This is a genomic window from Streptomyces cavernicola (assembly GCF_029968035.1).
GTDB lineage: Bacteria > Actinomycetota > Actinomycetes > Streptomycetales > Streptomycetaceae > Streptomyces > Streptomyces cavernicola.
Genome location: NZ_JASCIQ010000015.1, coordinates 139,805 through 153,367, shown reverse-complemented (window position 1 = coordinate 153,367; position 13,563 = coordinate 139,805). Strand labels below are relative to the sequence as shown.

General features: G+C 73.6%; 9 protein-coding genes. 5 read left to right on the top strand and 4 right to left on the bottom strand.

Annotated features, from left to right (window positions below):
• Positions 1 to 275: 275 nt before the first annotated feature.
• Positions 276 to 1,679 carry a bifunctional transcriptional activator/DNA repair enzyme AdaA gene (locus tag QIS96_RS16400; protein WP_282543355.1) on the top strand — a complete coding sequence of 468 codons (1,404 nt, stop codon included), beginning with the start codon at positions 276 to 278 and terminating at the stop codon, positions 1,677 to 1,679.
• A complete protein-coding gene (locus tag QIS96_RS16395) occupies positions 1,676 to 2,158 on the top strand; it encodes a methylated-DNA--[protein]-cysteine S-methyltransferase (RefSeq protein ID WP_282543333.1) in 483 nt (160 codons plus the stop codon). Before QIS96_RS16400 ends, QIS96_RS16395 begins: the two co-directional genes overlap by 4 nt.
• A gap of 69 nt (positions 2,159 to 2,227) precedes the next feature.
• On the opposite strand, the gene QIS96_RS16390 is transcribed toward QIS96_RS16395, so the two are convergent.
• Both QIS96_RS16390 and QIS96_RS16385 read right to left on the bottom strand, forming a co-directional pair.
• Positions 2,228 to 2,710: a DUF456 domain-containing protein gene (locus tag QIS96_RS16390; RefSeq protein WP_282543332.1), complete on the bottom strand. Its 483-nt coding sequence runs from the start codon at positions 2,708 to 2,710 to the stop codon at positions 2,228 to 2,230.
• A 125-nt stretch (positions 2,711 to 2,835) separates the two neighbouring features.
• Positions 2,836 to 3,816 (bottom strand): helix-turn-helix domain-containing protein, encoded by a 981-nt coding sequence (locus QIS96_RS16385; protein WP_282543331.1) that lies wholly within the window; start codon positions 3,814 to 3,816, stop codon positions 2,836 to 2,838.
• Positions 3,817 to 4,355: 539 nt separating this feature from the next.
• Here QIS96_RS16385 and QIS96_RS16380 point away from each other — a divergent pair.
• Positions 4,356 to 5,810, top strand: a complete 1,455-nt coding sequence (locus QIS96_RS16380; protein WP_282543330.1) for a protein phosphatase 2C domain-containing protein — start codon at positions 4,356 to 4,358, stop codon at positions 5,808 to 5,810.
• 389 nt (positions 5,811 to 6,199) lie between these two features.
• Complete coding sequence (locus tag QIS96_RS16375) at positions 6,200 to 7,942, top strand: pyruvate dehydrogenase (RefSeq protein WP_282543329.1); 1,743 nt, start codon at positions 6,200 to 6,202, stop codon at positions 7,940 to 7,942.
• A 421-nt stretch (positions 7,943 to 8,363) separates the two neighbouring features.
• On the opposite strand, the gene QIS96_RS16370 is transcribed toward QIS96_RS16375, so the two are convergent.
• On the bottom strand, positions 8,364 to 11,438 hold the full coding sequence (locus QIS96_RS16370) for an alpha-mannosidase (RefSeq protein WP_282543328.1): 3,075 nt from the start codon (positions 11,436 to 11,438) through the stop codon (positions 8,364 to 8,366).
• A gap of 258 nt (positions 11,439 to 11,696) precedes the next feature.
• Here QIS96_RS16370 and QIS96_RS16365 point away from each other — a divergent pair, with 258 nt between their 5' ends.
• A complete protein-coding gene (locus QIS96_RS16365) occupies positions 11,697 to 12,134 on the top strand; it encodes an ATP-binding protein (RefSeq protein WP_282543327.1) in 438 nt (145 codons plus the stop codon).
• A gap of 192 nt (positions 12,135 to 12,326) precedes the next feature.
• On the opposite strand, the gene QIS96_RS16360 is transcribed toward QIS96_RS16365, so the two are convergent.
• Positions 12,327 to 13,460: a DUF2637 domain-containing protein gene (locus tag QIS96_RS16360; protein WP_282543326.1), complete on the bottom strand. Its 1,134-nt coding sequence runs from the start codon at positions 13,458 to 13,460 to the stop codon at positions 12,327 to 12,329.
• Positions 13,461 to 13,563 lie beyond the last annotated feature (103 nt).

Genomic DNA, 13,563 nt, shown 5'->3' with positions numbered 1-13,563 from the left:
GGCGATGTGGCGACGCAGCGATGCGGAGCCGCAGACACCGAGCGGCACTCAGTGTCGCCCACCGGCCTCGCCCGCACGCGCGCGGGGGGTGGAACAGCGGGGGCCGAAGGCCACGACACCAGCGAGAGCCTGCGCCACTTTGCCCGCTCTTTACGGCAAAAGCAAAGCCGCTCACGGCAGAAGCACAGCCGCGCGGTGAACGTGACGACGACGTGAGCGCCGTGTCCGAATACCGCCAGACTCCGCTCGCGGCCGGGGCGCACACTGGATCCGTGATCGATGAAGAGACCGGATACGAGGCGGTGCGCAGCCGCGATGCCCGCTTCGACGGGGAGTTCTTCTTCGCCGTCGAGACCACCGGCATCTACTGCCGGCCCAGCTGCCCCGCCGTCACCCCGAAGCGCAAGAACGTCCACTTCTACCCGACGGCGGCGGCCGCCCAGGGCCACGGCTACCGCGCCTGCCGCCGCTGCCGCCCCGACGCGGTCCCCGGCTCCGCCGAGTGGAACGTACGGGCCGACGTCGTGGGCCGGGCCATGCGCATGATCGGCGACGGCGTCGTGGACCGCGAAGGCGTCCCCGGCCTCGCCCTGCGCCTCGGCTACAGCGCGCGGCAGGTGCAGCGCCAGCTCACCGCCGAGGTGGGCGCGGGACCGGTCGCGCTCGCCCGCGCCCAGCGCGCGCACACCGCGCGGCTGCTGCTGCAGACGACACGGCTCCCGGTCACCGACATCGCCTTCGCGGCGGGCTTCGCGAGCGTGCGCCAGTTCAACGACACGGTCCGGCAGATCTACGCCCGGACGCCCACCGCCCTGCGCGCCGAGGCGGGCACACGACTGCCCGCGCCGGAACCTGCCGCCCCCGCCGCCCCCGCCGCGGGCGTGCCGCTGCGCCTCGCGTACCGCGAGCCGTACCACCGCCCCGCGATCTTCGACCGGCTCGCGGCCGAAGTCGTCGCGGGCGTCGAGGAGTTGACCGGCGCGCCGGGCGCCCGCACCTATCGGCGCACGCTGCGGCTTCCGCACGGCTTCGGCCTCGTCGCCGTCGACGAGGCCGCGGCCGGGCCCTGGCTCGACGCCCGCCTCCACCTCGCCGACCTGCGCGACCTGACCACCGCCGTGCAACGCCTGCGCCGCCTCTTCGACCTCGACGCCGACCCGCAGGCCGTCGACGAGCGCCTCGGCGCCGAACCGGAACTCGCCGCGCTCGTCGCCGCCCGGCCCGGACTGCGCTCGCCGGGCGCCGCCGACGCGGAGGAGTGCGCGGTCCGCGCGGCCGTCGGCAGCGCCGGGGCCGCGCGGCTCGTGGCGGAGTACGGCCGGCCCCTCGACGCGCCCTGCGGGACGCTCACCCATGTCTTCCCCGAGCCCAAGGCGCTCGCGGAACACCTGCCGCTCGCGGCCGCGTTCGAGGACGGTTCCGTACGCCTCGACTCGGGCGCCGACCGCGAGGACGCCGAGCAGGCGCTGCGCGCGGTGCCCGGCGTGGACGCGGCGACGGCGGCGCACATCCGCATGCGGGCCCTCGGCGACCCCGACGTGGCCGTGCCGGGCCTGCCGACGCGGGACGCCTGGCGCCCCTGGCGCTCGTACGCCGTCCAACACCTGTGGGCCGAGGGCGAGTTGAGCCTCGCCTCCGGACCCGCGCACGCCCACCGCATCGACCTGGAGCAGCCGTGACCACGTACTACACCACCCTCGACAGTCCGCTCGGCGAGCTGCTCCTCACCGGGGACGGCTCGGGGGCGCTCGGCTCGCTCTCGGTGCCGGGCCAGAAGGGCGGCCGCACGGTCGAGCCCGAGTGGCGCCGCGACCCGGCCGCGTTCGCCGAGGCGACGGCGCAGCTGCGGGCGTACTTCGCCGGGGAGCTGAAGGAGTTCGACCTGGCCTTCCGCACCGAGGGCACCGAGTTCCGGGAGCGCGTCTGGGCGGCCCTGGACGCGGTCCCGTACGGCGCCACGACGAGCTACGGCGCCCTCGCCGCCACGATCGGGGCCTCCCGCGCCGCGGTCCGGGCCGTGGGCGGGGCCATCGGCGCCAACCCCCTCCTCGTCGTCCGCCCCTGCCACCGCGTCATCGGCGCGGACGGCTCCCTCACGGGCTACGCGGGCGGCCTGGAGCGGAAGCGGCTGCTGCTGGGGTTGGAGGGGGCGCTGTAAGGCGGGTGGCGTACGCGGGTGTCGTAGGCGTGTGCTGAGGGGCGGGCCGGGATTCGCGGGGTCCCGGCATCAACCCCAGATCAGGACCCCGAGCCACGCCCCCACGATCAGCAGGCAGGCGAACAGCTCGACGAGCACGCTCGTGCCCACCGCCCGCATCGCCGCCCTGGTCGAGGACCAGGCCGCGCCGTGGCTGCCGAGGCGGAAGCGTTCGGAGAGGTAGACGCCGCCGATGAAGCCCGGCACCGAGCCGATCACCGGTACGAGGACGAACCCCAGGAACGCGCCCAGGCCCGCGCACACCACCATGCGGCGGGTGATGCCGACGCCCCGGATACGGCGCGGCGGCAGCCGCCAGCGGACCGCGTGCTGCAGGAGCAGCAGCGCCGTCGCCCCGACGAGCACGACCCAGGCCGCCCCCGACTGGTCCTGCAGCGCCCACCACGCCACCCCGCCCCACACCAGGAGCGTGCCGGGCACACCCGGGATGAGCAGCCCGCAGAGGCCGAGCAGCAGCACCGCCCCGACCAGCAGCAACTCCCACACGCCCATCTGCCCAGAGTGCAGGACCGCCGACGGCCGCGCAGGCCAGAGGCGCCGGACCGGCGGCCGGGCAGGGGATACGCGGGGTGTGCGCGGAGGTCGGTGAGAGGCGGGCAGGACCTTACGGACACGGCCTAGCGCGCCACCCACTCCCGTTCGTACGCATGCCAGCCCAGCTGCAGTCGCGTCGTCACGCCCGCCATCTCCATCAGGCCCTTCACCCGGCGCTGCACCGTGCGCAGGCCCAGGTCGAGCTGCTTGGCGACGCTGGCGTCGGTGAGGCCGGACAGGAGCAGCGACAGGATCTCCAGGTCCGTGCCGTCAGGGGCCGCCGGGCCGGCCTCGGTGACCAGGTCGTCCTCGCCGAGCCGCAGCGGCAGCGCCTGCGCCCAAACCGACTCGAAAAGACCCGTGAGCGAGGCGAGCAGGCCGCTCGCGTGCACGACCACCGCCGCGGGCTCCGACGTACGGGAGGTCAGCGGCACCATCGCCAGCTGGCCGTCGACCACGACCAGCTTCGTGGGGACGCGGTCGACGATCCGGACCTGCTCGTCGCGGCGCAGCGCCGCCGCCATCTCGACCATGCCGTTCGGCAGGGACAGCACGTCCCGCTCCGCCACCACGCGGTAGCGCACCCCGCGCCCCGCCGCCTGCTCCTCTGCATCGTTGTCGGGGCCTGTGACGACCGTCGGGCGCCCGGTGACGAGGGCGCACACCTCGTGGCTCGCGCCCAGCTGCAGCTGCAGAAAGCGCTGGGCGACGGCGCTCGCACCGGTCACCACCTCGACCAGGTCGTGCGCGCTGGGCTCGGTGGCCTGCGCGCGGTACTCCTCCGTGAGGACCGCCGCCGCGAGCTCCGCCTGCTCCAGCTCGTGCCGCTGCTGCGTGAGGAGCGCGCCGAGCGCCACCCCGGGCGGGGCCGCCACCCAGCGCCCCGGCCGCGCCGAGGACTGCGCCGCGAGCCCCTGCTGTTCGAGCCGGCGCACGGCCCGCTCCGTGTCGCTCTCACCGAGCCCGACCCTGGCGGCGAGGTCGGCCACGTCGGCGGCGCCGAGCGCCACCAGCGCGCGGTACACCGACTCCTGCACCTCGTCCAGACCTATGGCACCCAACATGGGCCGCTGCCCCTCCGCACTTCCGTCGTACTTCCGTCCGCGGTCCGATCCGCCGCGCGCCCAACTCCCTTACGGCGAGCGGTCGTACGGCGATCGGCGACCCGGACAGTGTCGCCGCAGGGCCTCCCTCGTGTGGCGGGAACCGGCCACGGCGCAAACCCGCCGCCCAACATCATCCCCGTACCCCCCGCCTCTCTGCCAAGGTGTCGCCACCGGTTGCCGGAGCTGTGCGGTTCCACAGAGCCGCAGGCCAGGGGGATGTTCGGCAGGTGCCGGCGGCGTGTGTGGCCCGCCCGCCGCGACCCGGGGCGCTCTGCCGCTCGGGCCCCGCCGCGCGGGCGCGCGGCCACCGCGACCGGCCCGCCGGGCGTCCTTCCCGTGGGGGGTGGCGTCGCCCGGCGGGCCACATTCGTACGGATGTGCCTCATGTGCCCCATCGGGTACGGGAGTTGGCCCCGACCATCGCGTCGGCCGCGGTGCGCGGCGGTATTTCCGAAAGCGCCGTTTTCGGGGGGCCCGCGCTGTGGACAATAAGGGACATGAGCCAGCAGGGGGACAGGAGCAGACGCAACTCCGGCCAGGACGACGACTGGTGGGGGCAGCTCTACGGCGACGACGCCGAGGGAACGGCGGACACCGGCCCCGCACCGGCCCCGGACACCCTGGACGACCGCTTCGCCTCGGCCGCGGACACGCTCGGGGCCGCTCCCGTCGAACCGGTCGGTGTTGGGACCGGGGCCGGTGACGCTCTCGTGCCCAGGCCGCCCGCCGTCGAGGCCGCGCCGTACGCCCCGCTCCGCGCACCGTGGGAGCCCCCGTCGGACCCCGGGGCCGGCCCCGCGCCGGCGCCCGCCCCGACCACGTTCGGCCCCGACCGCCCGGAGCGGGGTTCCGGTTCGGGATCCGGTTCGGGTTCCGAGCGGGGCGGAGGCCAGGAGCAGGGGACCGGCGCCGCGCCCGTGCCCGTGCCCGAGGCCGGTGTTCCCGCCGCCCGGACCGCACCCGACGCGGCGGTGCCCGTACGGCCCGGCGTCGGGTACGTCGGGGACGGGCCGCCGACGTACGAGGCCGAGCCCACCGCGCTGCCGCCCGCCGACCCGGACGCCCTCGACGGGCTGGTCGCGGACACCGTGCTCGACGGCGCCCGGTACGGGCCCTGCACGCTGCGCGCCGCGTCCGTACGCGGCGACTCCGCCCGCTACCGCGGCGAGCCCCGCCGCGACGCCCTGCTCACCGCCCGCTTCGGCGACGGCGACGGCGGGCTCGTCCTGATCGCCCTCGCCACCGGCGCCCGCACTGCGCCCGCCGCGCACCTCGCCGCCGCCGACGCCTGCCGGTGGATCGGCCGCTCCGTCGGCCGCAGCCACGCCCGGCTCGCCGACGACATCCGGGCGGGCCGGCGCGGCGACCTCAAGTCGGGGCTGCACCGGCTCACCGCGCGCAGCCTCGGCAAACTCCGCGCGGCCGCCGCCGAACAGGGCCTGGAACCCGAGGAGTACAGCGCGACGACCCTGCGCTGCCTGCTCGTACCGGTCGATCTGCAGTGCCGTACGCGGGTGTTCTTCGGCGTCGGCTCGGGCGGGCTCTTCCGGCTCAGGGACGGGGCGTGGCAGGACATCGAGCCGCAGGCGAGCGAGGTGGTGGGGGAGCCGGTGGTGGGTTTCGGCTCGCTGCCCGAGGAGTCCGCGGAGGGCGACCGGCTCACCATGGACCTGGGCGTCCCGACCCCGCCGAGCCCGTACGAGCGCATCGCGGGCGCGCCGCGTGAGCCGTTCCGTTTCCGGGCGTCGGTGGGGCGGCCGGGGGATCGGTTGCTGCTGTGCAGTGGGGGGTTGGCGGAGCCGTTGCGCGGGGAGGCGGCGTTGGCCGGGCATCTCCTGCACCAGTGGTCGCCGTCCGAGCCGCCCGGTCTCACGGGGTTCCTTGCGGATGTGCAGGTTCGGGTGAAGGGGTATGCGGACGATCGGACGGCTTGCGTGCTGTGGGAGGCGTGAGCTTTTCCCCACCCCGCCCCTTCCCGAAGTCCTCAGCGGACAGCTCCGGGGCTGCGCCCCGGGCCCCGGCTGTTGTTCGGCTGTCGCGCCGTGGGGGCTGGTCGCGCCCACGCGGCGGAGCCGCAAATGTCACAGTCCCGCGCCCCTGGCGGGGCTTCGCCCCGCCCCCCCCCGGGCTGTCGTTTGTCCGCTGCGCCGTCGTGGCTGGTCGCGCAGTTCCCCGCGCCCCTTTCGGGGCCCCCGAAGTTGCCGCAGCCACGCGGCGGCAGCCGCATATGGGACACAGTCGGGAAGGGGTGGGGAGGGGATTCGACAGGCGGTCGCGCGCGCCCCGTGAGTGGATGGGGCAGGAGACCCTGCCCAGCGCCCCGCAGGAAAGGTGCACGCCCATGGCCAAGCAGAACGTCGCCGAACAGTTCGTCGACATCCTCGTCCGCGCCGGGGTGCGGCGACTGTACGGAGTCGTCGGCGACAGCCTCAACCCCGTGGTCGACGCGATCCGCCGCACCGGCGACATCGACTGGGTGCAGGTGCGGCACGAGGAGACCGCAGCCTTCGCCGCCGGCGCGGAAGCGCAGATCACCGGCAAGCTCGCCGCCTGCGCAGGCTCCTGCGGCCCCGGCAACCTGCACCTCATCAACGGCCTCTACGACGCGCACCGCTCCATGGCCCCCGTGCTCGCCCTCGCCTCGCACATCCCGTCCAGCGAGATCGGCCTCGGCTACTTCCAGGAGACCCACCCCGACCAGCTGTTCCGCGAGTGCAGCCACTACAGCGAGATGATCTCCAACCCGAAGCAGATGCCGCGCCTGCTGCAGACCGCCGTCCAGCACGCGGTCGGCCAGGGCGGCGTCAGCGTCGTCACGCTCCCCGGCGACGTGGCCTCCGAACCGGCCCCGGAGAAGGCCGTCGAGCATGCCCTCGTCACCGCGCGGCCCACCGTCCGGCCCGGTGACACGGAGATCGACAAGCTGGTCGACATGATCGACGCGGCCGACCGCGTCACCCTCTTCTGCGGCAGCGGCACCGCCGGCGCGCACAAGGAGGTCATGGAGTTCGCCGAGACCGTCAAGTCCCCGGTGGGGCACGCGCTGCGCGGCAAGGAGTGGATTCAGTACCAAAACCCCTACGACGTAGGCATGAGCGGACTGCTCGGTTACGGCGCCGCGTACGAGGCCACCCACGAGTGCGATCTGCTGATCCTGCTCGGCACGGACTTCCCGTACAACGCGTTCCTGCCCGACGACGTGAAGATCGTCCAGGTCGACGTACGGCCCGAACACCTCGGCCGGCGCTCGAAGTTGGACCTCGCGGTGTGGGGCGACGTACGCGAGACGCTGCGCTGCCTCACCCCGCGCGTGCGGCCCAAGTCGGACCGGCGGTTCCTCGACAAGATGCTGAAGAAGCACGCCGACGCGCTGGAGGGCGTGGTCAAGGCGTACACGCGGAAGGTCGAGAAGCACGTCCCGATCCATCCCGAGTACGTGGCCTCCGTACTGGACGAACTCGCCGAGGACGACGCCGTGTTCACCGTCGACACCGGCATGTGCAACGTGTGGGCGGCGCGCTATCTCTCACCCAACGGCAAGCGCCGCATCATCGGCTCGTTCTCGCACGGCTCGATGGCGAACGCGCTGCCGCAGGCCATCGGTGCGCAGTTCGTGGACCGGGGGCGGCAGGTCGTGTCGATGTCCGGCGACGGCGGCTTCTCGATGCTGATGGGCGACTTCCTGACGCTCGTCCAGCACGACCTGCCCGTGAAGGTCGTCCTCTTCAACAACTCCTCGTTGGGGATGGTCGAGTTGGAGATGCTGGTGTCCGGGCTGCCCTCGTACGGCACCGGCAACCGCAACCCGGACTTCGCGGCGGTGGCGCGGGCGTGCGGGGCGTACGGGGTGCGGGTGGAGAAGCCGAAGCAGCTTGTGGGCGCGTTGAAGGATGCGTTCAAGCACAAGGGGCCGGCGTTGGTGGATGTGGTGACCGATCCCAATGCGTTGTCCATTCCGCCGAGGATCAGTGCGGAGATGGTTACGGGGTTTGCGTTGTCGGCGAGCAAGATCGTGCTGGATGGTGGGGTTGGGCGCATGCTGCAGATGGCTCGCTCCAACCTCCGTAACGTCCCGCGTCCGTAACCGCTTTTGTTTCCCCTCCCCGCCAGCGGACAACTCCGGGGCTCCGCCCCAGCCCCCGGCCGTTGTGGCCGTTCGCGCAGTTCCCCGCGCCCCTGTATCCCCCTGGGCCGTCGTTCGTCTGACGCGCCCGCGCGGTGGAGCCGCAGATGTCACTGCCCCGCGCCCCTGAAGGTTCAGCCCCCCCACCCCCGGCATCTGAGGGGCAGGGGGGCAATTTCAGCCCCTCCGGCGTTTGAGGAGCGGGGGTCCGGGGGCTGGCCCCCGGAATCGGGGTCCGGGGCGGAGCCCCGTGGTGGGGGTCCGGGGCGGCAGCGCCGGGGAGCGGGGTCTGGGGCGGCAGCCCCAGGTAGCGGGGGCCGGGGGGGGCAGCCCCCGGAGCTGTCCGCTGAGGACTTCAGGGAAGGGGCGGGGTGGGGAAAACTCAGGGCTGAGGCGCCACCGGGAACCGGAGCGTCATGATCTGGAAGGGGCGCAGGCGGATCGCGTACCCGTCCGCGGAGGAGGGGACCGGCGCCGAGTCCGGGCTCGACGGGCGCTCCAGCAAGTCCGTCACGTACGCCCCGCCCACCGCGAAGGACAGCCGAAGCCGCGCAGACGCCCGCCCGCCCCGCGACTCGTAGAGCCGTACGACGACATCCCCGCTGCGATCCTCCGCGAGCTTCACGGACTCGACCGTGACGGCCGGGTCGGAGACCGAGACGAGTGGGGCGGGGGGCGGGCAACTCGCCCTGCGCAGCGGCAGGTTGAGGGCCAGGCCCGCGGCGACCGCGTCGCCGACCCCCGCCCCGGGAAGCAGCGCGTACGTGAAGCGGTGCGTGCCGAGGTCCGTCTCCGGGTCGGGGGAGTGCGGGGCGCGCAGCAGGGTGAGGCGGACCGAGGTGCCGAGGCCGTCCGGGTGCGGGGTGCGGGTGACGTCGTGCCCGTACGTGGAATCGTTGAGGAGCGCGACCCCGTACCCCTCCTCCGCGACCCGCAGCCAGCGGTGGGCGCAGATCTCGAAGCGGGCCGCGTCCCAGCCGGTGTTGGCGTGCGTGGGCCGGTGCACATGGCCGAACTGGATCTCGGCGGCGGACCGTTCGGCCTGCACGTCGAGCGGGAACGCGACCTTGAGCACCTTCTCGGACTCCTGCCAGTCCACGTCCGTGACGACGTCGACCCGCCGCGCGCCCGCGTCCAGGCGCAGCTCCTGTGTGATGCGGGAGCGCCCGAAGGCCCGTACGACGCGGACGGTCGCGCGCAGCGGCCCGGACTCCACGAGTTGCACGGACTCGGCGGACGTGAGGTCGGTGTGCTTGCGCCGGTAGTGCTGGTCGATGTCCCAGGCGTCCCACTGGTTGGGGTGGTCGGGGTGCAGCTGCAGCAGGTTGCCGCGCGCGCCGGGGGCGAGGACCTCGCGGTCGGCGCGCAGGTCGTGGACGGAGGTGAGGAGGCCGTCCGCGTCGACGGTCACCCGTAGGTGCTCGTTCTCCAGGACATGCCCGCCGTCGGCCTCCGCGCCCCGCACCCGGGGTGTGTCCGCCGGTGTCACGGCCAGCGAACTTCCGCCCAGGCCAGGGACGTTGACGTACACCAGCGCCCCGTCGTTCGCCTCGACGACCTCGGCGCGCGGGTACGGGGAGGTGTTCAGGACGGCCTCCGGGCCGTCCTCCCCGAGGGCCCGCGCCGCCTCCGCCGTGAGCCCGTCCAGCTCCGCGAGGACCGCCGCGTATGTCTCACGCGCCTCCCGGTGCACCCAGGCGATGGACGAGCCGGGCAGGATGTCGTGGAACTGGTGCAGCAACACCGTCTTCCAGAGGCGGCCGAGCGCGTCGTACGGGTACGCGTACGCGGGGTTCCGCAGCGCGGCGGCCGTGCACCACAACTCGGCCTCGCGCAGGGCGTGTTCGCTGCGCCGGTTGCCCTGTTTGGTCTTGGCCTGCGTGGTGTACGTGGCCCGGTGCAGCTCCAGGTACAGCTCGCCCGACCACACCGGCGAGTGCGCCGCGTACTCTTCCTCGGCGGCCGCGAAGAACGCCGACGGCTTCTCGATCTCGACCCGCGGCGACCCTTCGAGCGAGCGCAGGCGGCGGGCCTTCTCCAGCATCTCCCGGGTCGGCCCGCCGCCCCCGTCGCCCCACCCGAACGGCACGAGGGAGCGCGTGGCCCGGCCCTTCTCGGCGAAGTTCCGTTCCGCGTGGGCGAGTTCACGGGCGTGGAACTGCGCGTTGTACGTGTCGACAGGCGGGAAGTGCGTGAACACCCGGGTGCCGTCGATGCCCTCCCACCAGAACGTGTGGTGCGGCATCTTGTTGCTCTGGTTCCACGACAGCTTCTGGGTGAGGAACCAGCGGACCCCGGCGAGCTTCGCCAGCTGCGGGAACGCCGCCGTGTAGCCGAAGGAGTCCGGCAGCCAGATCTCCTCCGTCTCCACGCCGAGCTCCTCGGCGAAGAACCGCTTGCCGTGCACGATCTGCCGGGCCAGCGCCTCGCCGCCCGGCATGTTCGCGTCCGACTCCACCCACATCGAGCCGACCGGCGCCCAAGTCCCCTCCTGAACCGCCCTCTTGATGCGCTCCCACACCTGCGGCTGGTTCTCCTTCACCCACGCGTACTGCTGCGCCTGCGAGCACGCGAACACCAGCTCCGGGTAGTCGCGGGCGAGCGCCGTCACGTTGGCGAAGGTGCGGGACGCCTTGCGCACGGTCTCGCGCAGCGGCCACAGCCACGCCGAGTCGATGTGCGCGTGCCCGGCCGCCGACACCCGGTGCGCGCTGGCCGCCGCCGGCCGGGCGAGGACCCCGGCGAGCTCGGCGCGGGCGGCCGCCGCCGTGCCGGGCACGTCGTGCAGGTCGAGCGCGTCCAGCATGTCCTCCAGGGCACGCAGGATCTCGTGCCGGCGCGGGCGGTCGGCGGGCAGCTCGTGCATCAGCTCCGAGAGCACCTCGACGTCGAGGACCAGATGCCACACCTCTTCGTCGAACACGGCCAGTTCGGCCCCCGCGAAGCGGTACAGCGGACGGTCCCCGGCTGTCGTGATGTCACCCAGTGACGTCGGTTCGAAGTGGTGCAGGACCGCCGGGTTCGCCGCCGCCTCCAGGAGCAGCCGCACCGGCTCCCCGCCCTCGGCCCGCTCCGCGACCGTGAGGTGCCGGTTGCGCGGATGCACGCCCTTGAGCGGCACGCCCGCCGCGTCGTACAGCATCCCCTCCGCCTGGAACCCCGGCCCCTCGCCGCTGAACCCCGGGTCCACGAGCACCTCGACGTGGCGCCCGGCCCACTCCTCGGGCACCCGCCCCTCGATCCGGATCCAGCTCGTCGACCAGGGCCTGCCCCACGGCGTCCCCGGCTCGAACGGCTCGTACGCGGCGGACAGCGCCTCCGACACCGGCACCGGCTCGCCCGGCGCATGCCAGGCGGACAGGGTCAGCGGGACGCGTACGGGGTGGATCGCGGGGCGCACGAACTGGCGCAGCGCTCGCTCAAGCCGCCCCTCCACCAGCAGTCGGTCGTCGTGCATGTGCCGCTCCTTCCGGGGACGGGGCCCATGCGGGCAACGGGGCCCGTGCGGGCGAGGGCTGCGCGGGCCGTATGCGCGATGTTCACGGCTTGCTCCCCCGGCAAACCCGGAACCGCATCCTCCGGGTATGGGTGTGGCTCTTGCCACTTGTGCGGAATCGACAGGCGTGCCGCTTTCCGGGCGGGGGCATGCATCACCGTGAACGTGTTCGACGTGATGTCCATGAAGGGAAGAGCCGACAGCCTACGGGCGGGGGTCATGACAAGCCACGCACAAGAAAGCACGGTCGGAGGCGCCACGGCGGTGGGGGATCCGGCGCTGCTGCACCGCAGACTCGGGCGCGCCGACCTACGGGCGGTGTCCGAGGTCCGGCGCACGCTGCGAGAGGTGCTGCTGCACTGGGGGAAGCCGGAGCGCGCCGACGTGGCCGAGCTGCTCACCAGCGAGATCGTCACCAACGCACTGGTGCACACCGACGACGACGCGGTCCTCACGGCCACGGTGCGCGAGCACCGGCTCCGGGTCGAGGTACGGGACTTCGTCGCACAGAGGCCGAGCCCGCGGGTACCGCACGCCGACGACGGTACGGGCGGCAGAGGTCTGCTCCTGGTCCAGTCACTCGCCGACGCCTGGGGCGTACGCACCCAGGACGGCGGCAAGGCGGTCTGGTTCGAGCTGGACGGAGGGCTGACCTGAGCAACCCTCCGCCCGAGCCCGAGCCCGAGCCCGAGCCCGAGTCCGAGCCCGAGTCCGAGCCCGAGCCCGAGCCCGAGCCCGAGCCCGAGCCCGAGCCCGAGCCCGAGCCCGAGCCCGAGCCCGAGCCCGAGCCCGAGCCCGAGCCCGAGCCCGAGCCGTATCTCGTATCGAGCCGGATCACCTCGTTCTGGATCAACCGAACTGCTGCTCCAGGTCCTTGAGCTTCTGCTCCAGGGAGTCGAGGCGCGGCAGCGTCTGCGTGTCGTCCTCCGCGGTGAGGTCGACGGGCTCCGCCGCTCCGCCCGGCTCAGCGCCGTTCACGGCCTGCAGGGTGGGTCTGGATCGTACGGGCAGCTGTTCCGCCGCTATGGCAGGGTCCGCGCCGCCCGCCTGGCCGCCCTGCGCGGACTGCCCGCCCGTGCCCGAGGCCACCGCGGGCGGCTGGCCCTGGGCGGGCAGCACGGCCTGCGGGGTCTGGCCGGTGAGCGCCGCGGCGGGCTGCGGCTCGCGGGTGTCAAGGCGGCCGATCTTGCCCGTCAGGGTCCGCTGGCCCCGGCTGACCGCCTTGAGGTGGGCCCGCTCCAGCTTCTCCTGCTCGCGCCTGCGCAGCCGGTTCTGGGTCTTCTCCTTGCGGTCGTCGCGTACTTCCTCGACGGCCTCGTCCAGGCTGCGTACGCCCTCCAGGAGCATCAGCGACCAGGCGCCGAACGTCTCACGCGGCGCGCGCAGCCAGCGCACCACCCGGATCTGCGGCAACGGCCGCGGTACGAGGCCCTGTTCGCGCAGCGCCGCGCGGCGGGTCTGCTTCAGGGCGCGGTCGAAGAGGACCGCCGCGCTGAGCGACATGCCGGCGAAGAACTGCGGGGCGCCGTCGTGGCCCAACCCGCGCGGCGCGTGCACCCAGTTGAACCAGGCCGCCGCGCCCGCGAACGTCCACACGAGGAGGCGGGAGCCGAGCGCCGCGTCACCGTGGCTGGCCTCGCGCACCGCGAGCACCGAGCAGAACATCGCGGCGCCGTCCAGGCCGAACGGCACCAGGTACTCCCAGCCCCCCGAGAGGTTGAGGTTCTGCCGCCCGAAGCCCACGAGCCCGTGGAACGACAGGGCCGCGGCCACCGCCGCACAGCAGAAGAGGAGTACGTACGAGGCCGTTCCGTAGATGGCCTCCTTGCGTCTGCGGCGCTCCTCGCTGCGCTCCCAGGAGTCGTCGGCCGCCTTCTCCCCGGCTCGCTTCCCGCGTGCGACCACCGCCACCGCCGCCAGCAGGCCCAGGAGCAGCACGGCGCCAGGAAGCAGCCAGTCCAGCGATATGTCGGTCATTCTCATCTGGGGTCCCTTGCGTCGCCTGAGGCCTGTTCGGGCGCAATATTGGCTCAACCGGCAAGACGCCCAGGCGCTTTCGGAGCAACAGGGGGAAATGAGGGCGCGG

What these genes read in the sequence shown, in the direction of transcription:
- QIS96_RS16375 (WP_282543329.1), top strand. Translation starts at nt 6,200, where the DNA reads ATGGCCAAGCAGAACGTCGCCGAACAGTTCGTCGACATCCTCGTCCGC.
- QIS96_RS16370 (WP_282543328.1), bottom strand. Translation starts at nt 11,438, where the DNA reads ATGCACGACGACCGACTGCTGGTGGAGGGGCGGCTTGAGCGAGCGCTG.
- QIS96_RS16360 (WP_282543326.1), bottom strand. Translation starts at nt 13,460, where the DNA reads ATGAGAATGACCGACATATCGCTGGACTGGCTGCTTCCTGGCGCCGTG.
- QIS96_RS16390 (WP_282543332.1), bottom strand. Translation starts at nt 2,710, where the DNA reads ATGGGCGTGTGGGAGTTGCTGCTGGTCGGGGCGGTGCTGCTGCTCGGC.
- QIS96_RS16365 (WP_282543327.1), top strand. Translation starts at nt 11,697, where the DNA reads ATGACAAGCCACGCACAAGAAAGCACGGTCGGAGGCGCCACGGCGGTG.
- QIS96_RS16385 (WP_282543331.1), bottom strand. Translation starts at nt 3,816, where the DNA reads ATGTTGGGTGCCATAGGTCTGGACGAGGTGCAGGAGTCGGTGTACCGC.
- QIS96_RS16380 (WP_282543330.1), top strand. Translation starts at nt 4,356, where the DNA reads ATGAGCCAGCAGGGGGACAGGAGCAGACGCAACTCCGGCCAGGACGAC.